The sequence below is a fragment of the Actinoallomurus sp. NBC_01490 genome, assembly GCF_036227085.1.
Lineage (GTDB): Bacteria > Actinomycetota > Actinomycetes > Streptosporangiales > Streptosporangiaceae > Actinoallomurus > Actinoallomurus oryzae.
In genome coordinates, this window is sequence record NZ_CP109433.1 from 6,669,395 (window position 1) to 6,694,457 (window position 25,063).

The following is a 25,063-nucleotide window of genomic DNA, read 5'->3' on the forward strand; positions in this document are numbered from 1 at the left end:
CGGCGCCACCACCACTGCTGCCTGGCCGGGGTTCGCATGGCATGAGATTACCCCGTGAGCGGGGCGGCGCGCCAGCCCGGTCCCGTCCGTGAGCATGGACAACGGCCCAGATGAGGGGACGAAACGTCCAAAGAGACGCGTAGCCGAGACCGAACCGAGACCCGTCCTTCCTTAAATCTTCTGCGAACAAGATTCGGCCGCCCGGAAGGTGCCCCGGCGCGGCTCCCCATTGACGTACGCGAGGAGGACCGTTGGCCGATACAGAGCCCGGACCACGCCGGAGTGACCGCAGCCCCTGGAACTGGCTGCTCATCATCCCGGTCGTCGTTCCCCTGCTGACGTTCCTCTTCAACAAGGACGAACCCCGGCTGGCCGGCTTTCCGTTCTTCTACTGGATGCAGTTCGCGTTCATCGTCCTCGGCGTCGGCTGCACGACGATCGTCTACCTGGTGACGCGGCGCCCATCGGGCGGCGAGAGCGCCTCCGCGTCGTCCCCGGCCGAACCGAAGGAGGACTGACCGATGTCCGGAAGGCACACCACCGAACTGGTCGTCTTCGCCGTCCTCTTCGTGATCGTCAGCGCGATGGGCTTCGTCGCCGCCCGCTGGCGGCGGCCGACCACCATGCAGAGCCTGGACGAGTGGGGCCTGGGCGGTCGCAGCTTCGGCTCGTGGATCACCTGGTTCCTCGTCGGCGGCGACCTGTACACCGCCTACACCTTCGTCGCGGTCCCCGCGCTGGTGTTCGGCGCGGGCGCGGCCGGCTTCTACGCCGTGCCGTACACGATCGTCGTGTATCCGCTGGTATTCCTCGTGCTGATCCGGCTCTGGTCGGTCTCGCACGTCCACGGCTTCGTCACGCCGGCCGACTTCGTACGGGCCCGGTTCGGGTCCTCGACGCTCGCGCTGCTCGTCGCGATCACCGGCATCGTCGCGACCATGCCGTACATCGCCCTGCAACTCGTCGGCATCCAGGCGACGCTGGAGGCGATGGGCGTGACGGGCCACTGGCCGCTGATCATCGCGTTCGCCATCCTCGCGGCCTACACGTACCAGTCGGGCCTGCGCGCGCCGGCGCTGATCGCGTTCGTCAAGGACCTGCTGATCTACATCGTGATCCTGGTCGCGGTCTTCTACATCCCGCACAAGCTGGGCGGCTGGGGCCACATCTTCGGCGCGGCGCACGCCAAGTTCGACAAGACCCCCGCCCCGGCGGACGGGACGCTGCTGAACCACAACAACCAGCTGAACTACGCCATGCTGGCGCTCGGCTCCGCCCTCGCGCTGTTCCTGTACCCGCACAGCGTCACCGGCGTGCTGGCCAGCAAGAACCGCAACGTCATCAAGCGGAACATGGCGGCGCTGCCGGCGTACAGCTTCCTGCTCGGCCTGATCGCGCTGCTCGGCTTCATGGCGATCGCCGGCGGCATCAAGCCGGTCGCCGGGGGCAACGGCAAGCCGGACGGCAACACGGTGGTGCCGCTGCTGTTCGACCACGTCTTCCCGAGCTGGTTCACCGGCGTGGCGTACGCCGCGATCGGCATCGGCGCGCTGGTGCCCGCCGCGATCATGTCGATCGCCGCGGCGAACCTGTTCACCCGCAACATCTACAAGGAGTACTTCCGGCGGGACGCGACTCCGTCGGAGGAGGCCACGGTCAGCAAGCTCGCCTCCCTCGTCGTCAAGATCGGCGCGGTGCTGGCCATCCTGCTGCTGGACCCGCAGTTCTCCATCGACCTGCAGCTGATCGGCGGCGTCATCATCCTGCAGACGCTGCCGTCGGTCGGGCTCGGCCTGATCACCCGCTGGTTCCACCGCGGCGGCCTGATCGCGGGCTGGGTGGCCGGCATGGCGGCGGGCATGTGGATGCTCTACCGCATCCCCAACCCGGCCACCAAGAAGCTGCACTTCGGCGGCTCGGCCTACCCGCTGAGCGACATCGGACTCGACACCAAGATGACGGTGTACGTCGGCGCGATCGCGCTGGCGATCAACCTGATCGTCGCGGTGCTGGCGACGGTGCTGCTGCGGGCGCTCAAAACCACCGACGGCGTCGACGTCACCCGGACCGACGACTACCTCGCCGACGAGGGCGACCCGAAGGTCGTCCAGGGCACCCGCGAGGTCGAGGAGGGCCTCGCCACTTGAGCGAGGATCGGCACGGCCCGGCGGTCTCCGCCGGGCCGTCGCCACGACCGCCCCACCCGCCCGGAGTCAGCGGTCCCCGCCCGCCCGGGGTCAGCGGTCCCCGCCCGCCCGGAGTCAGCGGTCCCCGCCCGCCCGGGGTCAGCGGTCCCCGCCCGCCCGGGGTCAGCGGTCCCCGCCCGCCCGGGGTCAGCGGTCCCCGCCCGCCCGGGGTCAGCGGTCCCCGCCCGCCCGGGGTCAGCGGTCCCCGCCCGCCCGGGGTCAGCGGTCCCCGCCCGCCCGGGGTCAGCGGTCCCCGCCCGCCCGGGGTCAGCGGTCCCCGCCCGCCCGGGGTCAGCGGTCCCCGCCCGCCCGGGGTCAGCGGTCCCCGCCCGCCCGGGGTCAGCGGTCCCCGCCCGCCCGGGGTCAGCGGTCCCCGCCCGCCCGGGGTCAGCGGTCCCCGCCCGCCCGGGGTCAGCGGTCCCCGCCCGCCCGGGGTCAGCGGTCCCCGCCCGCCCGGGGTCAGCGGTCCCCGCCCGCCCGGGGTCAGCGGTCCCCGCCCGCCCGGGGTCAGCGGTCCCCGCCCGCCCGGGGTCAGCGGTCCCCGCCCGCCCGGGGTCAGCGGTCCCCGCCCGCCCGGGGTCAGCGGTCCCCGCCCGCCCGGGGGCTCCAGCCCACTTCCAGTGTCCAGCGCCCACACGTGCCCTGAGAAGGGCGCGGCAGCGGCTGTGGACAACCCCGGGCCGGTCTCGGGCGGCCCCGCCTACCGGCGGCGGATTCGCGTGAGCCTGGCCGCAGCGGCCTTGCTCAGGGGTGGCCGGCGGCGGTGAAGCCGTCGAGGAGCAGGTCGACGATGCCGTCCACGACGGTGGCGCGGGGCACGGTCGCGTGCTCCAGCCACCACTCTCCGGCGGCCTGGACCATGCCGACCACGGCGTGCCCCCAGATGTGGCCGCGGACGGGGTCGCGCAGGCGTCCCTCGGCGAGGAGCGTCTCGGCGAGCTCGCCGCCGAGACCACGGATGAGCGTGCCCATCACGCTGTGCGTCGCGGTGTCCTCGGCGCCGGCGCGGTGGACGAGGAAGCCGTACAGGTGCCGGTTGGCGGCGATCGTCGCGAGGTAGGTGTCGATCGCCGCCCGCGCCCGCTCACGGAGCTCGCCGGGGCCGCGGAACGCGGTGCGCACGCCGTCGATCAGCACGCGGACGTGGCGCTCGGCGAGGGCCTGGTAGAGCCCGCTCTTGTCGCCGAAGTGGCGGTAGAGGATCGGCTTGCTGATGCCCGCCTCGGCCGCGATCGAGGCCATGGACACGTCGGGCCCCTCGCGGAGGATGATGCGGTCGGCGGCGTCGAGCAGCGCGCGGCGGCGACGTGGGTCACGCCCGGTCACCGCCGGCGGCCGCGACCCGGTCTCCGTCTCCATCTCGCCTCCCCGGCCGCCGTCCACCCGACGAGCGTAACCACCCCGACGCGGCCGGCCGCCGCGGGGCCGCTGTGACGTCGGCCGCATCCACGAATGTAGGCCGCCCGGGCCCGGACGTCGCCGGGTGCCCGGCCGACCGGCGCGTTCTGCCGGGGCGGGCGTCCCCGGCGGGTGTTTCGCCGGCCCGCCGCCGTGAGAACAGCCCTTAGGATCGGCGGCGGCCGGGCGGAACAAAATCCTCCGGCCGCCCGTCTCACTTCGTACGGCGGCCAGATCCCGGACATGTCGGCGTTTCCTCTGACACCATCGGCGACTCGGGGCGGTCGCGCCGGCCGTGGCCGATCCGCTCCGGGGATCGGCTCCCGTTCCCCGCACCCGACGCCTGGAGGATGTCCCGTATGGCCACGCCGCGCCTTCCCCGCTCCCGCGTCCTGGGGAGGTGCCTGGCGGCCACGGCCGTCATCATCGCGGTCTGGGTGACCACGCTGGGCGCGTCCAGGGTGGACCTGTACTCCCGGCCGGGCGCGCTGCCCGCCATCTCGGTGTCCACGCTCGCCGCGCGCTACAAGGCGAACCGGCGCGCCGTCGGGCAGGCGCTGCGGACGGCGCGCCGCATCCAGGACCGTGACCGCGCCCGGTCGCTGAGCCGTCTCCTGGCGCCCGGTCGGCAGTTCCTGTTCTTCGACCCCCGCGGCACCGGGCGGGCCGTGGAGGTCATCGGCGACCTGGCGCACGCCCGGCGGGTGGCGATCCTCGTGCCCGGCGCCGACACCACGCTGTCCACCTTCGACGCCCGCGGAGAGCGGCCGTACGCCACGCCCGGGGGCGGCGCGCGCGCCCTGCTCGCGGAGGCGAGGGCGCTCGATCCGCATCCGGGCCTGGCCGTCGTCGCCTGGCTCGGCTATCGCCCGCCGAAGGTGACGAGCGCCGGCGTCATGACGGACGTGCGCGCCGACGCCGCCGCCCCGCGGCTGCGCCGGCTGGTCCGCGCCCTGCACCGCCTCAACCCCAGGGCCGGCACGACGCTGCTGTGCCACAGCTACGGCTCGGTGGTGTGCGGCGAGGCGCTGCGGGGGCTGCCCGTGAACGACGTCGCGGCGTTCGGCAGCCCGGGGATGCGCGCGGCGACCGTGGGCGCGCTCGGCACGCGTGCGAACGTCTGGGCCGCGCGCGGGTCGGGCGACTGGATCCAGCTCGTGCCGCACGTCCACGTGCTCGGGCTCGGCTTCGGCGCCGACCCGGTCTCCCCGGGTTTCGGCGCCCGGGTGTTCGCGGCCGGCTCGGCGGGGCACAGCGACTATCTGCGGCCGGGTTCGCCGTCATTGCGGAACCTGGCGCTCATCACGCTCGGGCGCGACCGCCAGGTCACGCTCGTATAGGTAACCGTCGGTTATCTGACACATACCCTCCACATTTGTCAACGGCGAAATCGCCCATAAATCGGCCGATTTCGGCTCCTCCCCAAATGGCGAAAACGGTGCTTGAGTAAGGCGAGCGTCAGTCCCGCCTTGGAGAGCCGATGAAATTCCCCCGCCTCGTCGCCTCGACCGCCTGCGCCGTGTCCCTCGCGGCGGCCGCCGTCACCGCCGCCACCTCGCCGGCGTTCGCGTCGTCCACCAGCTATGTCGCCCTCGGCGACTCCTACTCCTCCGGCACCGGCACCGGGTCCTACGACCTGGACAGCGGCTGTCAGCGCAGCAGCAAGGCCTATGCCGCGCTGTGGGCGTCCTCGCACTCCCCCGCATCGTTCAAGTTCGTCGCCTGTTCCGGCGCCAAGACCGGTGATGTGCTGAACAACCAGGTCAGCGCCCTGAGCTCCAGCACGACGCTGGCGAGCATCACGATCGGCGGCAACGACGCGGGCTTCTCCAGCACCATGCAGACGTGCGTTCTGGGCAGCGACCAGGACTGCCTGAACGCCGTCGCCACCGCCGAGAGCTACGCGAAGAACACACTGCCGGGCAACCTCAACAACCTGTTCTCCACGATGCGGGGCCGCGCCCCCTCCGCGCGCTTCGTCGTACTCGACTACCCGCACCTGTACATCACCGATGACACGTTCTGCATCGGCATGAGCCACACCAAGCACGTGGCGCTCAACCAGGCGGCCGACGTGCTCGACGGTGTGATCAAGACCGCGGCCTCGAACGCGCAGTTCACCTTCGCCGACGTACGCAGCCAGTTCTCCGGGCACGAGCTGTGCTCCGGCGACGGCTGGCTGCACGCGGTCGACTTCACCAACATCGGCAACTCGTACCACCCGACGGCCACCGGCCACGCGTCGGGCTACCTGCCGGTATTCACCTCGGCGGCCGGCGCCGCCCTGGCCGCGTCGCACGCGAAGGACAGCTGACACCGCGACGGCTCCCGTACCGAAATCACACTTTGACCGGGCCGCCCGCACATGGGCGGCCCGGTCGCATTACGATCTCCCGCAGCGCCGGGAGGCCCGGTGCCGGAGCGATGCGATGGACGATCTCGAACCGCTGACGGCAGGCGTAGACGAGCTGTTCTCCGGGCATGCCCTGGACCCGTCACTCTCCGTGACGCTCCCGCCCGGATACGCGGTGTGGCCCGACCCGAGCTTCCCCCAGCACCAGGGGGTGACGGGGCCGGCGCTCTGGATGACCGAGGGGCCGGCGCCGCCCGGCCTGTGGGCCCGGTTCCACGCGGCGCACGCCGAGACCGGCCTGTGGCCGTTGCTGCTGGACGACTCCGCCCAGCCCTGGTCGGCCGGGCAGATCGCGCCCGAGCCGGTGGCCGAGATCGACGCCTACGATCCCGCGGCGTTCGTGGCCGAGGTGTGGGCCGAGTGGTTCGAGCCGCCGATCGACCTGACGCCGTTCGGCCGCTACTCCCCCGGCCTCGCCCCGGCGGGGCGCCTCCGCGAGGATCCCGGCGCGGCCGCCGAGCGCCTCTCCGCGGGGCTCGCCGGGCGTCCTCTCGGCCTCGTCCCGGCCGCGCGCGGCGCCGACGTGCTGGCCGCCGTCGGCTGGCAGGGCGCGAGCCACCACAACGCGCTCACCGCGCCGCTGTCGGCGGTCGTGCGGGGCTGGGAGGACCGGTTCGGCGTGCGGGTCGTCGGCCTCGGCTTCGACACCCTCGAACTGAGCGTCGCCGCGCCTCCCGTCACCTTCCGGCACGCCCTGCGGGTGGCCGCCGAGCACGCGACGTTCTGCCCCGAGGTCATCGTCCAGGGACCGGGCTCGCTGGCCGGGCACGCCGAGCAGATCCGCGACGCGCGGGTCTGGTCGTTCCGATGGGAATGATCAGCGGCCACACTCGGTTCGGTCACGCGAAGAGGCGGCGGCGTCACACGCCGTCGCGACAGACGGGGGCTCCATTCATGACCACGCTGAGCGACGGCGCCAAGGCGCTGCTGACCGAGGCCTTTCCCGGGTGGGCGACGGTGCTGCGTCCCGACGGCTCCCTGCACAACACGGTCGTGTGGGTCGACGTCGACGGCGACGACGTGATCTTCAACACCGCCGTCGGGCGGGCCAAGGAGCGTTACCTGCGCGCCGACCCCCGGGTGTCGGTGAGCATGGTCGACCCGAACGACGCCTTCCGCACCGTCAGCGTCTCCGGGCAAGCGCGGCTCGAAGAGGAGGGCGCCGACGACGTGATCGACCGGCTGGCGCACAAGTACCTCGGCGTCGACCGGTACCCCTACCGGTCCGCCGACGAGCGGCGGATCACGGTCCGCGTGCGTCCCGAGCACGTGCTGTTCACACCCGGCGGCTGACGGCTCCCGTACGGTCTCCGGCGGGCAAACCTCCGGATCGGCGCCCTGCCGGTTCCGGACAGATCTGTTGACGTCCGGTGACGGACGTGAAAATCGGTGGTGCGTTGCGTTTCGTGAGGAGACGACATGCGCCCCCGCCCCCGCTGGATCCTGCTCGTCCTCGGCCTGCTACCCCTGCTGGCCCTGGCCTCCCCCGCACGTGCCGCCGCCCCGCCGCAGGTGACGATCGACGGCGCCGCGAGCGGACGGGTCTTCGACGGCGTGGGCGCGCTCAGCGCCGGCGCCTCGTCCCGGCTGCTCGTCGACTATCCGGAGCCGCAGCGAAGCCGGATACTCGACTACCTGTTCAAGCCCGGCTACGGGGCCGCGCTGCAGATCCTGAAGGTCGAGATCGGCGGCGACACCAACTCCACCGACGGCGCCGAGCCGAGCCACATGCGCACCCCCTCGGACCTGAACTGCGACCGCGGCTACGAGTGGTGGCTCATGGAGCAGGCCAAGGCCCGCAACCCGGGGATCACGCTGTCCGCGCTGCAGTGGGGCGCGCCCGGCTGGACCGGCAGCGGCGACGCGCGCCCGACCGTCTGGACGGACCGCAACATCGACTATCTGATCTCCTGGCTCGGCTGCGCCGCACGGCACCACCTGCGCATCGACTACCTCGGCGGCTGGAACGAGGGCTACTCCGACGGCGACTGGTTCGTACGGCTCCACCAGGCCCTGCGCGAGCACGGGTACGGCGACGTCAAGGTGGTCGCCGACGACAGCTTCAACTGGGACGTGCTCCAGCCGATGGCCGCGAACCCGGCCTTCGCCGCGGCCGTCGACGTCGTCGGGCAGCACTACGTCTGCGGGTACCTCAGCGACTACCTGCACTGCCCGAGCCCGGCCGCGGCGCAGGCCCTCGGCAAGCCGCTGCACGCCAGCGAACAGGGGTCGCTGCCGTACGACTCGGGCGCCGCGCCCCTGGCCCGCGCGCTCTCGCGGCCCTACATCGACGGCGCGATGACCTCGACGATCAACTGGTCCCTGATCGCCTCCTGGTACGACACGATGCCCTTCCAGGCGTCCGGGCTGATGGGCGCGAACGAGCCGTGGTCCGGCGCGTACGTCGCGGGCCCGAGCCTGTGGGCCGTCGCCCACACGACCCAGTTCACCCGGCCGGGCTGGCGCTACGTCGACTCCGCCAAGGGCTACCTCGACGGCGGCGGCAGCTACGTGGCGCTGCGCTCCCCGGACTCCCGCGACTACAGCCTGATCGCCGAGACCATCGACGCCACCGCGCCGCAGCGGCTGCGGTTCACGGTCACCGGCGGCCTGGCGGACGGCCCGGCCGCCCTGTGGTCCACGGACCTGTCCTCCGGTGACTCACGGCGGTGGTTCGTCCGCCAGGGGACCGTACGGCCCGGAGACACCCTCACGCTCGCGCCCGGGCACGTCTACACGCTGACGACGACACGAGGGCAGGGAAAGGGCCGGGCCGTCTCACCGCCGGCGGCGCCGCTCCGGCTGCCCTACCGCGACGGCCTCGACTCCTCCGCCGTCGGGTCGTCGCCGCGCTACGTCTCCGACCTGGACGGCGCGTTCGAGGTGACGCGCTGCGACGGACGGCCCGGACGCTGCCTGCGCCAGGTCATCGGCGAGCAGCCCGTGTGGTGGAACGGCTGGCTCCGGCGGCCGGTGACCATCGTCGGGGACCTGCGGTCCTGGCGCGACTACGAGGCCGGGGTGGACGCCCGCCTCGACGGCGACGGCGACGGCTGGGTGGAGCTGCTGGGCCGGGTCGACGGTCAGTGGGCGGACGCGGTCTCCGGCATCCACCTGCGCGTGTCGGGCGACGGCGACTGGCAGCTGTACGACGAGAACCTCCAGGGACAGGACTCCACGCTCTGCGTGCCCAGCGACCCGGCCTGCGCGGGCGTCCAGGCCCAGAGCCGGCGCCCGGTCCAGCGCCGGACGCTCGCGGCGGGCCGTACGACGGTCGGCGCGGGCACGTGGCACCGGCTGCGGCTGCGCTTCTCCGGCGATGAGGTGACCGCGTCTCTCGACGGCAGGCGGCTGGCGCGGGTCGTCTCGTCGACGCACGTGTCGGGGCAGGCCGGGCTGGCGGTCGCGCCGTGGCGGCACGCGGAGTTCGACGACCTGGCGGTGACGCCCGTGGCCCCGGCCGGAGACGTCCGGTATCTGCCCGGGCAGTGGCTGAGCGCGACGGGGACCGGATTCCACCACGGCTACGAGCCGCGCAAGGCGGTCGACGGCAGCGTCGAGTCGATGTGGCACAGCGAGTGGAGCCCGCGCGCCGCCCTCCCCCAGGCGGTGACCGTGGACACGGGACGTACGCGGCGGATCTCCCAGGTGACCTACCAGCCGCGTGAGGACGGCAACCACAACGGCGTGATCACCCGCTACGAGCTGGCCACCAGCGTCGACGGGGTGACCTACACGCGGGTGGCGAGCGGCACCTGGCCGCTCGACGCGACCCGCAAGTCGATCTCCCTGCCGGACGTCGAGGCCCGCTATGTCCGGCTCACCGCGATCGAGGGGGGCGGCGGATACGCCTCGGCCGCCGAGATCCAGATCGGGGTTCCGGCGGGGTAGGGCTCGCAGTCCCCGTCCGGCGCCGCCGGACGTCTCGTACCGCGCCCAGGGCCTGTCTCGAAGTCCCGGCCGTGTTGCCGTGCAGCTAGGACAGCGGGCCGTTGAGACGGGCCCCGCGCGCACCAGCCATCGGCCCTCAGCCGGGAGAGGAGACGCCACGCCAGGCGGGTTGTCACGCGTCGAGGCGGCCCTGCCCTTCCCTGATGGCCGGTCCCGGCCTACGGCCACTCTCCGGAACATTTCGGTCACGATCCAGCTAGGATCTCCGCCATGCCGGACAGAGTGACGCCGTTCGCCGGCGGCCGAGGCCCGCGGCTGGGCACCGGCAACGGGTTCGGGTGGGCCATGATGGGGCTCACCAGAGTCGACGAGAGCGGCCGGTGCTTCGCCACGCGATGGGTCACCGCTCTCGGGCTGCCGCTGGTTCCGCTGGACCGCTACTACCTGAAGGAATCCGGGATGACCGTGGTCTCCCACGGGTTCGGCTCGACGACCACCACCAGGTACGAGATCTCCGGCGTGGCCCCGCTCCGCGGCAGCGAGATCATCCGCACCTATCTGTACTGCTGGCTGTTCGCACCGCTCCTCGGCGCCGGCCCGACGATCCTCCTGCTGTCCAACGCCGACGACGTCAGCGCCGCGCTCCCGGGCGGTGTCATCGCCCTGATCGTACTGTTCATCCTGCTGTTGATCACCTCGATCATGCTGCTCGTGGCGATTCACGGCTACTACCGCAAACACTGGGCACCGCTGCGCGAACCGGAGTGGCGCTAGGTGTACCGCCCAGGGACGTTGGTCAATCTGGTGATGGGTGGTTTGCCGCCGGTTGCGGTGTGGGGGCGGTGGTGATTGTAGAAGTGGAGCCAGGCGGGGAGGGCAGTCGCGAACCGTGTTCGCGCCCGGCGGGGGCGGCGCGCCGCCTGCGGGCGCACATGGCCTGAGGTGCGGTCATGCCCGATTACGATGTTTTCTGTGGGAATCTTGACCGGTCTCCAGGGGAGACGGCACCAGTTGGGCTCTCCGGAATGAGCGAGACCGGGGAGGCCGCCGAGCGGTTCTCCGGGCGCACCGCCTGGGCGACGCAGCTGAAGACGCCGCTGCGCGAGTTCCTTCGTACGGAGACGGGCGGCGCCGCCCTGTTGCTGACCGCGACGGTGGCCGCGCTGCTGTGGGCGAACGTCGACACGTCCTCCTACGAGTCGGTCTGGGGCATGCGCCTGTCGATCCGGCTCGGCGGCTCAGGGCTGTCCCAGGACCTGCGTGAGTGGGTCAACACCGGGCTGATGACGTTCTTCTTCTTCGTCGTCGGGCTGGAGGCGCGCCGCGAGTTCGACATGGGCGAGCTACGCGACCGCCGGCGACTCGTGCTGCCGCTGACGGCGGGCGTCGGCGGGATGATCGTGCCGATCGTGATCTTTCTGGTGTTCAACGCCGGCGGGCCGTCCGCGCACGGCTGGGGCGCCGCGATGTCGACGGACACGGCGTTCGCGCTCGGCATGCTCACCCTGGCCGCCAAGAACGTTCCGTCGCGGATGCGCGCGTACCTGCTCACCGTCACGGTCGTCGACGACCTGGTCGCCCTGGCCGTGATCGCGGTGTTCTACAGCAGCCACGTCCGGGTGGTGCCGCTGCTCGTCACCCTGGCCATCCTCGTCGTCGTGCTGGTCCTGCGGGTCCGCGGGGAGCGGCACGGGATCGTGTACGCCGTGCTCGGCATCGCCGCGTGGGTGGCGATGTTCGAGTCGGGCATCGAGCCGGTCGTCGTCGGGCTCATCCTGGGCCTGCTCACCTACGCCTCTCCCGCCGCACGCGACGACCTGCAGCGCGCGAGCGAGATGTTCCGGCTGTTCCGCGAGCAGCCGACCGCCGAACTGGCGCGCACCGCCAGCGACGGGCTGGCCTCGGCGATCTCACCGAACGAACGGCTGCAACTGCTCTACCACCCGTGGACCAGCTACGTCATCGTGCCGATCTTCGCCCTCGCCAACGCCGGGGTCGCCATCAGCGGCGGGCTCCTCTCCCACGCGCTGACCTCGCCGATCACGCTGGGCATCCTGATCGCCTACATCGCCGGCAAGCCGGTCGGCATCACCGGCTGCTCGTGGCTGATCACCCGGCTGACGCGCGGGCGGGTGGAGGTGCCGGTCGGGTGGGCGGCGGTCGTCGGCGGCGGCGCGATCGCCGGCATCGGGTTCACCGTCTCGCTGCTGATCGCCACACTCGCCTTCGACGGCACGCGGCTGGAGGAGGCCAAGCTCGGCATCCTCGGCTCCGCGCTCGTCGCCTCGATCCTCACCTGGGCGATCTTCCGGGTCACCCGCATGCTGCCCAAGAAGATGAAGCTGCGGGCGCTGCTCGGCACCGCCGAACCCATCGTCGACCTGGCCGCCCCGGTCGACCCCGAACGCGACCACATCCGCGGACCGTCGGACGCCCCCGTCACCGTGGTCGAGTACGGCGACTACGAGTGCCCGTACTGCGGGCAGGCCGAGCCCGTCGTACGCGAGCTGCTCGCCGACTTCGGCGACGTCCGCTACGTCTGGCGGCACCTGCCGCTGCACGACGTGCACCCGGCGGCCCAGCTCGCCGCCGAGGCCTCCGAGGCGGCCGCCGCCCAGGACATGTTCTGGGAGATGCACGACCGGCTGTTCTCCCACCAGGAGCGGCTGCGCGCCCGTGACCTGGTCGCGCACGCCGGCGCGCTCGGCCTCGACGTCGAACGGTTCGCCACCGACCTGCGCCGCCACCTCGGCGCCGCGCGGGTCGCCGAGGACCTCGACTCCGCCGACCTGAGCGGCGTGTCCGGCACCCCGACGTTCTTCATCAACGGCAAGCGCCACTACGGCGCGTACGACATCGAAACCCTGTCCGCGGCCGTCCGCGCCGCCCGCGCCCGCGCCTACCTGGGAACGGTCTCCTAGGCGGCCTACGCGGTTGTGGCGATGCCGCCGTCGACGGGGATCACGGCGCCCGTCAGGTATGCGCCCGCCCGGCCGGCGAGGAACACGGCGACACCCGCCATGTCGTCGTCGCGGCCGATCCGGCGTAGTGGGGCCGACGCCGCGATCATTTCGCCGAACTCATCGAGCGTCGCAGCCATCATCGTCGACGGGAACGGTCCCGGCGCCACGGCGTTCACGGTGACGTGCTGCGGTCCTAGTTCCTTGGCGAGCACTCTGGTGAGTTGATGCAGTGCGGCCTTGCTGCTGGAGTACGAGTAGTTGGGCCGCTGGGGGATGTGGATGGCGGCGATGCTGCCGATGTTGATGATCCGCGCGGGATCGTCGGCGGTGCCCGCCCTGCGAAGTGCGGGCAGCAACGCCTGAACCAGCCAGAACGGCGACTTCAGGTTGAGGTCGACGACCGTGTCCCAGGCCGCGTCGGGGAACGTCGCCAGCGGCTCGTCCCACATGGCGCCCGCGTTGTTGACGAGGATGTCGAGACGCTCCGAGTCGGCGGTGATGAGGTCGGACAGTCGCCGACACTCGTCGTGGCGGGACAGGTCTGCGGGGATGGCCCGCACCTCACCGAATGCGGACAGCTGCTCCTGCGCCTGAGCGCACGCTTCTGCGTTGCGTGAGCTGATGACCACGCGGCCGCCCGCCTGGAGAAGGCCACGCGCGATCATCATTCCGATGCCTCTGGTGCCACCGGTGACGAGCGCGCGCTTTCCACTCAGATCGAAAAGTTCTGCATGCGTTGTGAATTGGTTGTCCACCACTTGCGGTCCTTCTAGGCGTACGGGAGGGCTTGGCGGAGGATCAGCAGGTCGATGTGTTCGACGCCGAGCTTGTCGGCTGACTTCTCGAAGCCGTGCAGGGTCTCTCCGCCTTGCCGGGTCCCTCCCATGAAGCCCGTATTCGTGCGCGGGTGGGAGTCACTGCTCTTCCGGGTAACGGCAGTACCTCCCAGCACACCGCCGTACGACCTACGGTGGTGATGTGACCGACAGCGAGAGGCATGAGCAGGCCGACGAGGTGCGGGAGTTCCTCAGTACTCGTCGCGCCCGCATTACGCCGCAGCAGGCAGGGCTGCCCGTCTTCGGTGTCAATCGACGTGTGACCGGGTTGCGCCGGGAGGAGGTGGCACTGTTGGCCGGGATGAGCATCGACTACTACATCCGCCTCGAGCGCGGGAACTTGAGCGGCGCCTCGGACTCGGTGCTGGACTCCTTGTCCCACGCACTCCAGCTCGACGATGCCGAGCGGGCCCACCTCTACGACCTGGCCCGCGCGGCCACGGCGTCCGAGCGCCGACCACCCGCTGCGCCTGGGCGGATCCGACCGGTGATTCTGCGGATGCTCGACGCGATGACCGACCTGCCGGCCTATATCCGCAACGGACGGTTCGACATCCTCGCCGCCAACTCTCTCGGCCGGGCTCTGTACGCCCCGGTCTACGATTCCCCGTTGTTCGCGCAGCGTGGTCCGGTCAACACCGCGCGGTTCCTGTTCCTCGATCCTGGTTCCGCCGATTTCTGGTCCGAGTGGGAGAAAGCCGCCAACGACTCGGTCGCCTTCCTGCGCACCGAGACCGGCCGCTCGCCGCGGGACAAGGGCCTGACGGACCTGATCGGCGAGCTCTCCACAAAGAGCGACGAGTTCGCCCAGCGTTGGGCCAGGCACGATGTGAAGTTCCCCCGCTCCGGCGTGAAGCAACTCCACCACCCGCTCGTCGGGGACCTGGCCCTGCCCTACGAAGCCCTCGATCTGCCCGCTGACCCCGGGCTCTGTATCACCGTCTACTCACCCGCGCCCGGCTCACCCGAACGCCAGGCACTCGATCTTCTGGCCAGCTGGACCGGCTCGACCGCACTTCAGCGCTGACAATCGTCAGGCGACAGGGTGGCCGCCGCGCAGCAGGGCGGCGCCGAGCGGGGTGATGCGGTGGATCACGGCGTTGCCGGCGCGGCGGCTCACCACGAGGCCCGAACGGCGCAGCACCGAGGCGTGCTGGCTGGCGGAGGCGGTGGAGATGTCCAGCACGCGGGCCAGCTCGCTGGTGGTGGCCGCGGCCTCGCCGAGGCGCCGTAGTACCTCGCCCCGCGTGCTGCCGACCAGGGCGGCGAGGCCGTCGTCGGCCGGCGTCTCGGCCGGGCCGCTGTCGTCGATCGGGTAGACGAGCGTCGGCGGCAGGTTCGGGTCCAGGAGGCTGACGGGCGTGCGCTCGCAGAACACCGAGGGCACCAGCAGCAGGCCGCGGCCGTTCAGCGCCAGCTCCTGGTCGACGGGGTAGTCGGTCTCCAGCACCGGCCGCCGCCAGCGTACGGCGGGCCGCAGGGTCTTGAGCAGCCCCTCGACGCCGCCGTCGAGCAGGGCCCTCGCGCGTACCGCGCGGTCGGCGTCGATCAGCGCGCGCATCCGCCGCATGTACGGGGCGACGGCGGCCTCGTGGTAGTGCGCGAGGGCGTCGCCGACGGGTGCGAGGCGCCGGCCGGCCGGGGGCAGAACGCCGTCCTCGTCCTCCGTACGTCCCCGGCCGAGCAGCTCGAGTTCGGCGGCCACCCGCCGGCGCGGGGTGCCCAGCACCGCCGCGATGCCGCCTTCAAGGTCGTCGGCGGCGGGGGTGAGGAAGTCGGGGAAGTACCCGCGGACCGGGACCAGTGGGCGCAGCGTCCTCAGTGCGGCCGTGGCGCGTGGCGTGGCGAGCCGGGCGAGCGCGGCGTTCCGCCAGCCGGTCAGCGGCGTGCGCTGCCGTGTCCGCAGCGTCTGCAGGCTGAGCACGGTCTCCCAGAGCGCGTGCGGGCGCCGCGCCACGCGTACCCGCTCCAGATCCTCGCTGCCGAACCAGATCCGCAGCATGGTCGGTCCGCCACCTCCGCGCGGAGTGTTTTGGCTGTGCCTGAAAGATGCGGAAAAGAACGTCTGTCACGGGCATTGTGGGTGAAAGGTCCCTCCGCGCACAGCGGATTGAGGAGACACAGATGAAGCGATCGGTCCCTCGGGCGGTCATCGCACTGGCCGGTGCGTCCGCCGGAATCCTGCTCGTCGTGCCACCCGCGTCGGCCTCCGCCACCCGAGCCCGCACCACGACGGGAACGGTACGGGCGGCGGCCGCCAAGACCCTGCCGTTCACCTGGTTCGGGCAGGAGCGGTACTACTACTGCGGGCCCGCGTCCACGAAGATCGCGTTGAGCGCCCGCATGACGCCGCCGTCGCAGGACACGCTCGCCGCGAGCCTGGGCACCACCACGAACGGCACCGACGACATCTCCAACGTCGTCGCCACCCTCAACCACTTCCTGGGCACCGGCTGGTACGAGCGCAAGCCGGTGAACGACCCGCCGACCCAGGCGCAGCGGGACCTGCTCAAGCAGGACCTGGTCTTCGACGTCGACCGCGGCTGGGCGATCGTCGCGAACGTCGTCAGCGGCTGGCGTCCGCCGGGCTACCCCAGCGGCACGATCTACCACTACGTCGCGGTGGTCGGCTACGCCGACGACGGCGACAGCGCGGTCATCGCCGACCCGGCGGGCGCGGGCGCCGGCGGCTCCGGCTGGACGGCCGTGCCGAAGACCTACACGATCAGCACCTACGACCTCGGCACCTGGATCGGCCTGAAGGCGTACGCCGCCTGAGAGACCGCCCGGACGGGTCCGGGCGGCCACCGGGCCGTCGCCGGCGCGGACGCGCGGTCCCCCGGCCGGCGATGATGGGGGCGGTTCTCACCACGGGCGGGGTGCGGTGAGGACCGCCCCCACCTGCCGGGGGCGGTCGCGATTCCCACGTTCCGTGCGGGGGACGATACCGAGCGTGCGCGTCCGCACCGCAGTGAGAGTCGAGGGCACCGTCCAGGGCGTCGGGTTCCGGCCGTTCGTGCACGGCCTGGCGACCGGGCTCGGGCTCACCGGTCTGGTGGGCAACGACGCGCGCGGCGTCTTCATCGAGGTGGAGGGCGACCGTGAGGCCGTCGAGCGGTTTCTCGGCGGGCTGCGCGAGCCGCCTCCGCTGGCCGTGATCGAGCGGATCACCACCCGGGCGCTCCCGCCCGGCGGGCCGCGCGGCTTCGCCATCGTCGGCAGCGACGCGACCGGGCGGCGTGCCGCTCTGGTCGCCGCCGACTCCGCGACCTGCGACGACTGCCTGCGCGAGCTGCGCGATCCGGCGGACCGCCGCCACGGCTACCCGTTCGTCAACTGCACCAACTGCGGGCCGCGCTTCACGATCGTCACCGACGTGCCCTACGACCGGCCCAGCACCACGATGGCCCGCTTCGCGATGTGCGACGCGTGCGCGGCCGAGTACCACGACCCGGCCGACCGGCGGTTCCACGCCCAGCCGGTCTGCTGTCCCGCCTGCGGGCCACGGCTCGTGCTGCGCGACGCGGACGGCCGTGACCTGCCCGGCGACCCGGTGAAGGCCGCGCGTGCGCTCCTGGCGGACGGCGGCGTCCTGGCGGTCAAGGGGCTGGGCGGGTACCACCTGGCCGCGACGGCGCGCGACGAGGCCGCGGTCGCCGCGCTGCGGTCCCGCAAGCACCGGGAGGACAAGCCGTTCGCGGTGATGGTCGCGGACGTGCCCGCGGCGCGGTGGCTGGCCGACGTGGGCCCCGCCGAGGAGGCCCTGCTGGCGAGCGCGCGTCGCCCGATCGTGCTCCTGCGCCGGCGGGCGGATGCCCCGCTGGCCGGATCGGTCGCGCCGGGCGACCGGTCCATCGGCGTCATGCTGCCCTACACGCCCCTGCATCACCTGCTCACCGCCGAGCCGCTCGTGCTGACCAGCGGGAACGTCTCCGACGAGCCGATCGCCCACCGCGACGACGACGCCTTCGCGCGCCTCGGCGCGATCGCGGACGCCTTCCTGACCCACGACCGGCCGATCCACGTGCGCACCGACGACTCGGTGACCCGGGTCTTTCGCGGACGGGAGCTGCCGGTGCGGCGCTCCCGCGGGTACGTGCCCGCGCCGGTGCCCCTGCCGCCCGGCGGTCCCGCGGTGCTCGCCTGCGGCGCGCAGCTGAAGAACACCTTCTGCCTGGCCCACGAGGGCCGCGCGTTCGTCTCGCACCACATCGGCGACCTGGAGAACCACGAGACGCTGCGCGCGTACGAGGAGGGCGTGGCGCACTTCCGCCGGCTCTTCGCGATCACGCCCTCGGTCGTGGCGCACGACCTGCACCCGGAGTACCTGTCCACCAAGTACGCGCTCGATCGCGGCCTGCCGCCGGTCGGCGTGCAGCACCACCACGCGCACATCGCCGCGTGCCTGGCGGACAACGAGCGGGCCGGACCGGTGATCGGCGTCGCGTTCGACGGCACCGGGTACGGCACGGACGGCACGCTGTGGGGCGGGGAGTTCCTCGTCGCCGACCTCGTCGGGTTCGAGCGGGCCGGGCACCTGCTGCCGGTGCCGCTGCCGGGCGGCGCGGCCGCGATCCGCGAGCCGTGGCGGATGGCCGCCGCGTACGGCGTGCCCGCCGGGCTGGACGTGGCCCGGCGCAACGCGGCGAGCTGGGACCGGGTCGTCGCGCTGGCCCGCCGCGGGGTCGGTTCGCCGCCGACGTCGAGCGTGGGCCGGCTGTTCGACGCCGTCGCCGCCGTGCTCGGCGTCCGCGACCGCGTCACCTACGAGGGGCAGGCCGCCGTAGAGCTCGAGCAGCGCGCCGACCCGGACGAGCAGGGCGCCTACCCGGTCCGCCTCGACGGCGGTTCGCCGTTCACCGTACGCGGCGCCGACCTCGTCGCGGCCGTCGCGGCGGACCTGGCCTCGGGGGTGCCGACGGTCGCCGCGCGGTTCCACAACACGGTCGCCCGCCTGGTGGTGGCCGGCGCCGTACGCCTGCGCGAGACCACCGGCCTGACGACGGTCGCCCTGTCCGGCGGCGTCTTCCAGAACGTCCTGCTCCTGGAGCGCGCGGTCGCCGGCCTGGAGGCCGAGGGCTTCGACGTGCTGGTCCACCACCGCGTACCGCCGAACGACGGCGGCATCAGCCTGGGCCAGGCCGCGATCGCCACCGCCCGCGCGCTCACCGCCCGCTGAAGGGCCGCCGCGTCAGCAGATGCGCGGCAGGGGGTCGCCGACCAGCAGGTCGACGATGCGCGTGCCGCCGAAGGCGGTCTTGAGCAGGACGAGTCCCGGCGGGTCGTCCCTGATCCGGCCCACGATCGCGGCTCCCTCGCCCAACGGGTGGGAGCGCAGGGCGGCCAAGGCGTCGCCGGCCGCGTCGCCGGACACGATCGCGACCATGCGGCCCTCACAGGCGACGTACAGCGGGTCGATGCCGAGCAGCTCGCAGGCGCCGCGCACGTCCGGGCGTACCGGGATCGCGTCCTCCTCCACGACGACGGCCACGTCCGCGTCGCTCGCCACCTCGTTGAGGATCGTCGCCACTCCCCCGCGGGTCGCGTCGCGCATGCGGCGCACGCCGTCTCCGCAGACCTCCAGCAGCGTCGTGACCAGGCCGTTCAGGGGTGCGGTGTCGGAGGCCAGGTCGGACTCGATGTCCAGCTCGCCGCGGGCCAGCATGATCGTCACGCCGTGCTCGCCGATCGGGCCGGAGACCAGGACGGCGTCGCCCGGCCGTACCTCGCCGCCGGGCGGGCGCCGGGCCACGCCGACCCCGGCGGTGCTGATGTAGCAGCCGTCCGCCTTGCCGCGCTGGACCACCTTGGTGTCACCGGTGACGATCCGCACACCCGCCGCCTCGGCGGCGGCGCGCATCGACTCGACGATCCGGCGCAGGCCGGCGACCGGGAAACCCTCCTCCAGGATGAAGCCGGCCGACAGGTGCAGCGGCTCGGCGCCGGAGACGGCCAGGTCGTTGACCGTGCCGTTGACGGCCAGGTCGCCGATGTCGCCGCCGGGGAAGAACAGCGGCGACACGACGTAGGAGTCGGTGGTGAACACCATCGAGGCGCCGTCGACGGCGAACCGGGCACCGTCGTCGAGGGGTTCGAGCAGCGGGTTGCGGAAGGCGTCGAGGAAGACCGCCTCGATGAGCGTGTGGGTGGCCTTGCCGCCGGAGCCGTGGGCGAGGGTGATGGCGTCCTCGCGCAGCCGCGGCCTGCGGCGGCGGGCCCGCTCGATGCGTTCGAGCACCTGCTCCTCGCGGTCGGCGACCTCGGTGTGCGCGTGCTCGCGCACGGCCGCCTCGGCCCACTCCGCGGAACGCCCGGTCACGGGCCGCCTCACGTCCTCAGTCACGGGCCGCCTCCCGTACCCGGTCGCGGGAGAACCGGCCGAAGTTGTAGTACGCGGCGCAGGCGCCCTCGGAGGAGACCATGCAGGTGCCGATCGGCGTCTCCGGTGTGCACGCGGTGCCGAAGACCTTGCACTCCCAGGGCTTGAGCACCCCCTTGAGCACCTCGCCGCACTGGCAGGCCTTCGGGTCGGTCACCCGCCCGCCGGGGATCTGGAAGATCCGCTCGGCGTCGAACTCGGCGTACGCGTCGCGGACGCGCAGCGCGGAGTGGGAGATGAAACCGAGGCCCCGCCACTCGAAGTACGGCCGCGGCTCCATCGTCTCGGCGATGGCCCCGAGCGCCCTGGGGTTGCCGTCCCACGGCACGACGCGGGCGTACTGGTTCTCCACCTCCGAACGGCCCTCGGCGAGCTGCGTGAGCAGCATGTGGATCGAGGTCAGGATGTCGAGCGGCTCGAACCCGGCGACGACCAGCGGCTTGTCGTACTCCCGGGCGATGAAGTCGTACGGCCGGCAGCCGATCACCGTCGAGACGTGACCGGGGCCGATGAACCCGTCGAGGCGCAGGTCCGGAGAGTCGAGGATCGCCTTGATCGCCGGGATGATCGTCACGTGGTTGCAGAAGACGGAGAAGTTCCCCAGCCCCTCGGCCCTGGCCCGCAGCACGGTCATCGCGGTGGACGGCGCGGTCGTCTCGAAGCCGATCGCCAGGAAGACGACCTTCTTGTCCGGGTTCTGCCGGGCGATCTTGAGCGCGTCCAGCGGGGAGTACACCATCCGGATGTCGGCGCCGCGCGCCTTGGAGTCGAAGAAGGACCCGCGCCCGCCGGGCACCCGCATCATGTCGCCGAACGAGGTCATGATCACGTCGTCCTGCTCGGCGATGTGGATCGCATCGTCCACCCGGCCCATCGGGATCACGCAGACCGGACAGCCGGGACCGTGCACGAGCGTGACGTTGTCCGGCAGGTGGTCCGCCAGCCCGTGCTTGTAGATGGTATGCGTGTGCCCGCCGCAGACCTCCATGAACTTGTACTCCCGGCCCGGGTCGCACAGGCGCGCGATCGAGGCGGCCAGCGCGCGGGCCTGGTCCGCGTCGCGGTACTCGTCGACGAAACGCATCACTCGATCCTCGATTCCCGTAGCGCCTCCATCTCGTCGGCGTAGGCCTGGCCGACGCCTTCGAGGAAGTCCATCGCCGCCTTGGCCTCGGCCTCGTCGATCTTGGACAGGGCGAACCCGACATGGATGAGGATCCAGTCGCCCGGCCGTGGCTCCTCGTCGGTGATCAGCCCGATGTTGATCGCCCGCCGGACGCCGCTGACGTCGACCTTGGCGAGGTCAGGCTGGTCGGGGAGGATCTCCACGATCTCCCCCGGGATTCCCAGGCACATCGGGAGCCTCCCCTATCTCGATGGATTCCAGCACCAGCTCGTCGCCTCCGGTCACGTCCACGTCGCCGTCGCCGCACGTGGGGCAGACCGCCAGCGGGTCGAGCGTGCTGCCGTCGTGACCGCAGGCGCGGCAGGTGAGCCGGGCCGGGGTCACGACCATGTCGATGGCCGCCCCCTGCGCGACGGTGCCCTCGGTGACCAGCTGGAACGCCTGGTCCATCGAGGGCTCGACGATCCGCAGCAGGGCGCCGGCCCGGATCGTCGCCCGGCAGACCGGGCGGCCCGCGGCGCGTTTCTCCACCGCCTCGAGGATCGCCGCGGCGAGTCCGATCTCATGCACTCACGTCACCGCCCCACCGTGGGTTGCCTGATGGTCACGGAGCTCCTCCTCGATGAGTTCGCGAACCAGCCGGACGGCGGGTTCGATGGCCGCGGCGACCGGGGCGCTGAGCTCCATGCCCGGCGCGACGTCCGCGGGCTCGCAGCCGACGAGCAGGACCCTGCGCATCTCGCCGCCGACGGCGCCGACCAGGCCGAGCACGACCTCGGGCGTCATCCCGTGCGCGTCGACGGCGGCCTGGGGCTCGCCCTGCCCGAGCTCCAGGGCGTACAGCGTGCCGGGCTCCTCGCCGCGCGGCGCCGCGTCGATGAGGATCGTCGTGTCGTACGCGGACAGCTCGTAGGCGAGGTGGATGCCGCGGATGCCGAAGTCGCCGACGACGACGCCGTCGGGCAGCGGGGTACGGTCGAGCCGCTCGCTCAGTCTCCGGGCGACCTCGACGCCGAACCCGTCGTCGCCCAGGAAGACGTTGCCCACGCCCGCGACCAGGATCTTCACAGCGGCTCCACGTCCTGCGGGCCGAAGTACCAGTAGCGACCCTGGGCCCGGCGCAGGTCCGTGCCGGGGTCGTCGTCGACGGTGACGGCCAGGTGCCGCGAACCGTCGACGTCGAACAGCACGGCCTCGACGGTCGCGATCCGCCCGGCCACGAACATGTCCTGCGCGTCGGCGCGCCCGCCCGGCGTGAGGCGCACCTTGCTGCCCCTGCCGACCTCGTGCCCGGCGATGGTGATCCGGTCGGCCTCCGGGGCGGCCGGAGCGTCGGCGCCAGAACCCCACCAGGGCCGGTCGGTGGGCGTCGTCGCGGGCTCGCCGGGGTCCTCCCCGGTGAGGCGCGGCCGGTCGCGCAGGATGACCGGCGAGGACAGCACCAGGTCGTCCGCGACCAGCACCGGCCAGGCGCGGAGGTTCTCGCACCCTTCGGCGTACGGCCGCGCCCACTCCGGCGGGTCGGCCAGTGAGAGGAACACCCCGCCGGTGAGGCCGAGCAGCGCGTGCGCCGCGACGAGCGAGCGCCGCAGCGCCTCGGGCCGCTCTTCGCCGGTCCATCCGCTGGTGTTCTCCAGCCGCAGCCGGAGCCGCACCACGCCGTACGGGCCGGGCAGGCGCTCGGCGGAGGCGCGGACCCGCACGTCGAGCGGTTCCGCGGTGCGGGTGACGCCGTCGGCGGTCTCACGGCCGCCGGGGATCCGTTCGTCGTGCCGGCGTTCGCCGGCGAGCAGGTCGGCGAGGGGCCAGGCGAGGTCGATCTCACGCTCGGCCGCCTCGTCACGCGGTGCGGCGCCCTCGGCGGTTCGCGCCCGTACGTGCAGGAAACGGCAGCGTACGTGCAGCACCCCGCCGTCGCCGCCGTCCAGCAGGCACTCGGTCTGGGCGGCCGACGGTTCCTCGGTGGCGGTGAAGCCGGACGGTACGAGCACGCCGAGCTGCCGGCGGGCCCGATCCCGCACCGCGCCGTACGGAGCGGGCCGGTGACCGTCGTAGAGGACGGCGTCGGCGACCGCGCGAGCGACCTCCAGGTCGGTCACGGGGCCTCCTTCGCCGGAGGGGCGACCACGCGCGCGTGTCTTCTGGCTCGTGCGCTCACGAGGCCTTCTCTCGATGGCCATCGTGGCGGTGACCTGCGATGACGGGCACCTTTGACAGTTACCCACCAGGTGGAGGCGCCCAACCCACCGAACCGGCAGGCGGCGCGGGGAGGGCGTCAGAGCTCGTACTGGGTGAGCTCCCACAGGGCGTGGTAGACGGTCGTCTGCGCCTCCTGGATGCGGTGCACCGATGAGGAGGGCACCGTGAAGAGGTGGTCGAGGCCGTCGAGATCGGCCATCTGCCCGCCCGTGTGCCCGGCCAGTCCGATCGTCAGCATTCCCCGGCGCGTGGCCTCCTCGAAGGCGCGGATCAGGTTCGTGGAGTCGCCGCTCGTCGACAGGCCCAGCGCGAGGTCCCCCGCCCGGCCGAACGCGCCGAGCTGGCGGGCGAACACCACGTCGAAGCCGATGTCGTTGGACAGCGCGGTCATCACCGCCACGTCGGTGGTCAACGCCAGCGCCGGCAGCGGACGCGCGTCGCCACCGGGGTTGAGGAAAAGCGCGGCGACGTCCTGCGCGTCGGTGGAGCTGCCGCCGTTGCCGAAGGTGAACAGCCGGCCGCCGGCACGGAAGGCCGCCGCCATCCGCGCGGCGCAGGCCTCCAGCCGCGGGCCGTCCAGGGCGAGCACGCTCTGGCGCAGCGCCACGATCTCCTCCGCCTTCTCGACGGTGGACCGGCGCACGTCGGCCAGGACCGACTCCAGGTCGGCCGTCCCGGAGTAGAGGAACGGGTACAGCTCCCGTATCCCTCCCGGGAGCGCCCCGTCGCCGGACGGCACGCGCTCGTCGCTCCGCTCTCTCATGAGCCCTCCTCCGCCGGGCGGTCCGGTTCGCTCACGGCACCAGGCCGATCGCCTCTTTGGCGTGGACCAGGATGACGTCGCCGACCTCGGCGTCCACGAGGGCGACGCTGACCTCCTCGATGCGTCCGCCGCCGACGTCGACGTCGGCCAGGTCGCCGTCGCGCAGGCGGACCACGCGCACCGCGACGGCCTCGTCGGAGCAGGTCACGCAGTGGTCATCGGAGCAGTGGTTCACGTGATCACCTCCGGGCCGAGCACGCCGGGCTGTTCGAGGAGGACGTGGACCAGCTCCCACAGCACGTGATAGGCGGTGACGTGCACCTCCTTGACCACGCGCGGGTCATCGGAGGGCACCACGATCCGGTGGCCGGCGACCCCGGCCGCGGCGATGTCGCCGCCGTCGCCGCCGAGCAGCGCCACCGTCAGCAGGCCCATGTCCCGGGCGGTGCGCAGCCCGGCGAGCACGTCGGCGCACCGGCCGTCGGGCGAGACACCGAGCGCGATGTCGTCGGGCGCGGCGAAGTGCCGCAGCTGGTGCGCGAAGATGTCGGCGAACCCGGCCGCCGCGCCGACCCCGGTCAGCGTGGCGACGTCGCCGGTCAGCGACAGGGCGGGCAGGGCGCGCTTGCCGACGATCACCGGGTGGACGAACTCGACCGCGATGTGCTGGGCGTCGGTGGCCGCGCCGCCGTTGCCGAAGGTGAACAGCCGGCCGCCCCGGTGAAAGCGCCCGGCCATCGCGTGGCAGGCCTCCGCGATCGCTTCCGCGTGGGCCGCCAGCGCCCGCCCGGGCGCCTCTCGCCGGGCGAAGACGGCACCGAGGTGTTCTGTTGTCCGCGGCATGGCGGACCTTCTTCCTGCGCGAGGTCGGAGGCGTCGATGACGGCCTGTGACAGAGGACTCACGGAA

The 25,063-nt window shown here is 72.5% G+C and carries 24 protein-coding genes and 1 pseudogene; 12 read left to right on the forward strand and 13 right to left on the reverse strand.

The features are described from left to right. Positions 1–251 precede the first annotated feature (251 nt). Together OG417_RS31210 and mctP are read left to right on the forward strand one after the other, a co-directional pair. Positions 252–518, forward strand: coding sequence for a DUF3311 domain-containing protein (locus OG417_RS31210; RefSeq protein WP_329236133.1), 267 nt, complete (start codon positions 252–254; stop codon positions 516–518). Between the two features lie 3 nt (positions 519–521). Further along, positions 522–2,147, forward strand: coding sequence for a monocarboxylate uptake permease MctP (gene mctP, locus OG417_RS31215; RefSeq protein ID WP_329236136.1), 1,626 nt, complete (start codon positions 522–524; stop codon positions 2,145–2,147). Between the two features lie 783 nt (positions 2,148–2,930). Here the strand turns inward: mctP and OG417_RS31220 are convergent. Beyond that, positions 2,931–3,545 carry a TetR family transcriptional regulator gene (locus OG417_RS31220; RefSeq protein WP_329236139.1) on the reverse strand — a complete coding sequence of 205 codons (615 nt, stop codon included), beginning with the start codon at positions 3,543–3,545 and terminating at the stop codon, positions 2,931–2,933. Positions 3,546–3,943: 398 nt separating this feature from the next. Here OG417_RS31220 and OG417_RS31225 point away from each other — a divergent pair, with 398 nt between their 5' ends. The 6 genes from OG417_RS31225 (at position 3,944) to OG417_RS31250 (ending at position 10,662) form a co-directional block, all read left to right on the forward strand. Further along, positions 3,944–4,924 carry an alpha/beta hydrolase gene (locus OG417_RS31225; protein ID WP_329236141.1) on the forward strand — a complete coding sequence of 327 codons (981 nt, stop codon included), beginning with the start codon at positions 3,944–3,946 and terminating at the stop codon, positions 4,922–4,924. A gap of 140 nt (positions 4,925–5,064) precedes the next feature. Then, positions 5,065–5,898: an SGNH/GDSL hydrolase family protein gene (locus tag OG417_RS31230; RefSeq protein ID WP_329236143.1), complete on the forward strand. Its 834-nt coding sequence runs from the start codon at positions 5,065–5,067 to the stop codon at positions 5,896–5,898. 115 nt (positions 5,899–6,013) lie between these two features. After that, positions 6,014–6,814 (forward strand): DUF4253 domain-containing protein, encoded by an 801-nt coding sequence (locus tag OG417_RS31235; protein ID WP_329236145.1) that lies wholly within the window; start codon positions 6,014–6,016, stop codon positions 6,812–6,814. A gap of 77 nt (positions 6,815–6,891) precedes the next feature. After that, positions 6,892–7,290, forward strand: a complete 399-nt coding sequence (locus OG417_RS31240; protein WP_329236147.1) for a TIGR03618 family F420-dependent PPOX class oxidoreductase — start codon at positions 6,892–6,894, stop codon at positions 7,288–7,290. Between the two features lie 126 nt (positions 7,291–7,416). Next, positions 7,417–9,888, forward strand: coding sequence for a discoidin domain-containing protein (locus OG417_RS31245; RefSeq protein ID WP_329236149.1), 2,472 nt, complete (start codon positions 7,417–7,419; stop codon positions 9,886–9,888). Positions 9,889–10,158: 270 nt separating this feature from the next. Next, complete coding sequence (locus tag OG417_RS31250; protein ID WP_329236151.1) at positions 10,159–10,662, forward strand: hypothetical protein; 504 nt, start codon at positions 10,159–10,161, stop codon at positions 10,660–10,662. On the opposite strand, the pseudogene OG417_RS31255 reads toward OG417_RS31250, so the two are convergent. Beyond that, positions 10,659–10,772: pseudogene (locus tag OG417_RS31255) on the reverse strand (IS481 family transposase); the annotation flags it as partial. The gene OG417_RS31250 and the pseudogene OG417_RS31255 sit on opposite strands and share 4 nt — an antisense overlap. A gap of 141 nt (positions 10,773–10,913) precedes the next feature. Here OG417_RS31255 and nhaA point away from each other — a divergent pair. After that, the gene (gene nhaA, locus OG417_RS31260) at positions 10,914–12,809 is read left to right on the forward strand and encodes a Na+/H+ antiporter NhaA (protein WP_329236153.1); all 1,896 of its coding nucleotides are present in this window, start codon (positions 10,914–10,916) and stop codon (positions 12,807–12,809) included. Between the two features lie 5 nt (positions 12,810–12,814). Here the strand turns inward: nhaA and OG417_RS31265 are convergent, their stop codons facing one another. Continuing rightward, a complete protein-coding gene (locus OG417_RS31265) occupies positions 12,815–13,609 on the reverse strand; it encodes an SDR family oxidoreductase (protein WP_329236155.1) in 795 nt (264 codons plus the stop codon). 220 nt (positions 13,610–13,829) lie between these two features. Here OG417_RS31265 and OG417_RS31270 point away from each other — a divergent pair, with 220 nt between their 5' ends. Further along, a complete protein-coding gene (locus tag OG417_RS31270) occupies positions 13,830–14,714 on the forward strand; it encodes a helix-turn-helix transcriptional regulator (RefSeq protein ID WP_329236158.1) in 885 nt (294 codons plus the stop codon). A 6-nt stretch (positions 14,715–14,720) separates the two neighbouring features. Here the strand turns inward: OG417_RS31270 and OG417_RS31275 are convergent, their stop codons facing one another. Next, positions 14,721–15,689 carry an ArsR/SmtB family transcription factor gene (locus OG417_RS31275; RefSeq protein WP_329236160.1) on the reverse strand — a complete coding sequence of 323 codons (969 nt, stop codon included), beginning with the start codon at positions 15,687–15,689 and terminating at the stop codon, positions 14,721–14,723. A gap of 122 nt (positions 15,690–15,811) precedes the next feature. Here OG417_RS31275 and OG417_RS31280 point away from each other — a divergent pair, with 122 nt between their 5' ends. Both OG417_RS31280 and hypF read left to right on the forward strand, forming a co-directional pair. Continuing rightward, entirely contained in the window at positions 15,812–16,465 is a 654-nt protein-coding gene (locus OG417_RS31280; RefSeq protein ID WP_329236162.1) for a C39 family peptidase, read from the forward strand. Positions 16,466–16,640: 175 nt separating this feature from the next. After that, positions 16,641–18,866 (forward strand): carbamoyltransferase HypF, encoded by a 2,226-nt coding sequence (gene hypF / locus OG417_RS31285; RefSeq protein ID WP_329236164.1) that lies wholly within the window; start codon positions 16,641–16,643, stop codon positions 18,864–18,866. 12 nt (positions 18,867–18,878) lie between these two features. Here hypF and hypE read toward each other — a convergent pair whose 3' ends face one another. The 9 genes from hypE to OG417_RS31330 all read right to left on the reverse strand — a co-directional run bounded on the left by hypE (position 18,879) and on the right by OG417_RS31330 (position 24,997). Further along, on the reverse strand, positions 18,879–20,030 hold the full coding sequence (hypE, locus tag OG417_RS31290; protein WP_329236166.1) for a hydrogenase expression/formation protein HypE: 1,152 nt from the start codon (positions 20,028–20,030) through the stop codon (positions 18,879–18,881). Next, the gene (hypD, locus tag OG417_RS31295; RefSeq protein WP_329236168.1) at positions 20,023–21,150 is read right to left on the reverse strand and encodes a hydrogenase formation protein HypD; all 1,128 of its coding nucleotides are present in this window, start codon (positions 21,148–21,150) and stop codon (positions 20,023–20,025) included. The genes hypE and hypD overlap by 8 nt, the downstream gene beginning before the upstream one ends. After that, positions 21,150–21,395 carry a HypC/HybG/HupF family hydrogenase formation chaperone gene (locus tag OG417_RS31300; protein ID WP_329236170.1) on the reverse strand — a complete coding sequence of 82 codons (246 nt, stop codon included), beginning with the start codon at positions 21,393–21,395 and terminating at the stop codon, positions 21,150–21,152. The genes hypD and OG417_RS31300 overlap by 1 nt, the downstream gene beginning before the upstream one ends. Then, complete coding sequence (locus OG417_RS31305; RefSeq protein WP_329236173.1) at positions 21,370–21,762, reverse strand: hydrogenase maturation nickel metallochaperone HypA/HybF; 393 nt, start codon at positions 21,760–21,762, stop codon at positions 21,370–21,372. Before OG417_RS31305 ends, OG417_RS31300 begins: the two co-directional genes overlap by 26 nt. Next, positions 21,763–22,260 carry a hydrogenase maturation protease gene (locus tag OG417_RS31310; RefSeq protein WP_329236175.1) on the reverse strand — a complete coding sequence of 166 codons (498 nt, stop codon included), beginning with the start codon at positions 22,258–22,260 and terminating at the stop codon, positions 21,763–21,765. Beyond that, positions 22,257–23,291 carry a hypothetical protein gene (locus tag OG417_RS31315; RefSeq protein ID WP_329236177.1) on the reverse strand — a complete coding sequence of 345 codons (1,035 nt, stop codon included), beginning with the start codon at positions 23,289–23,291 and terminating at the stop codon, positions 22,257–22,259. The genes OG417_RS31310 and OG417_RS31315 overlap by 4 nt, the downstream gene beginning before the upstream one ends. Positions 23,292–23,467: 176 nt before the next feature. After that, entirely contained in the window at positions 23,468–24,154 is a 687-nt protein-coding gene (locus OG417_RS31320; RefSeq protein ID WP_329236178.1) for a D-sedoheptulose-7-phosphate isomerase, read from the reverse strand. 31 nt (positions 24,155–24,185) lie between these two features. Then, positions 24,186–24,389 (reverse strand): HypC/HybG/HupF family hydrogenase formation chaperone, encoded by a 204-nt coding sequence (locus OG417_RS31325; protein WP_329236180.1) that lies wholly within the window; start codon positions 24,387–24,389, stop codon positions 24,186–24,188. Next, entirely contained in the window at positions 24,386–24,997 is a 612-nt protein-coding gene (locus OG417_RS31330; protein WP_329236182.1) for a D-sedoheptulose-7-phosphate isomerase, read from the reverse strand. The genes OG417_RS31325 and OG417_RS31330 overlap by 4 nt, the downstream gene beginning before the upstream one ends. Positions 24,998–25,063 lie beyond the last annotated feature (66 nt).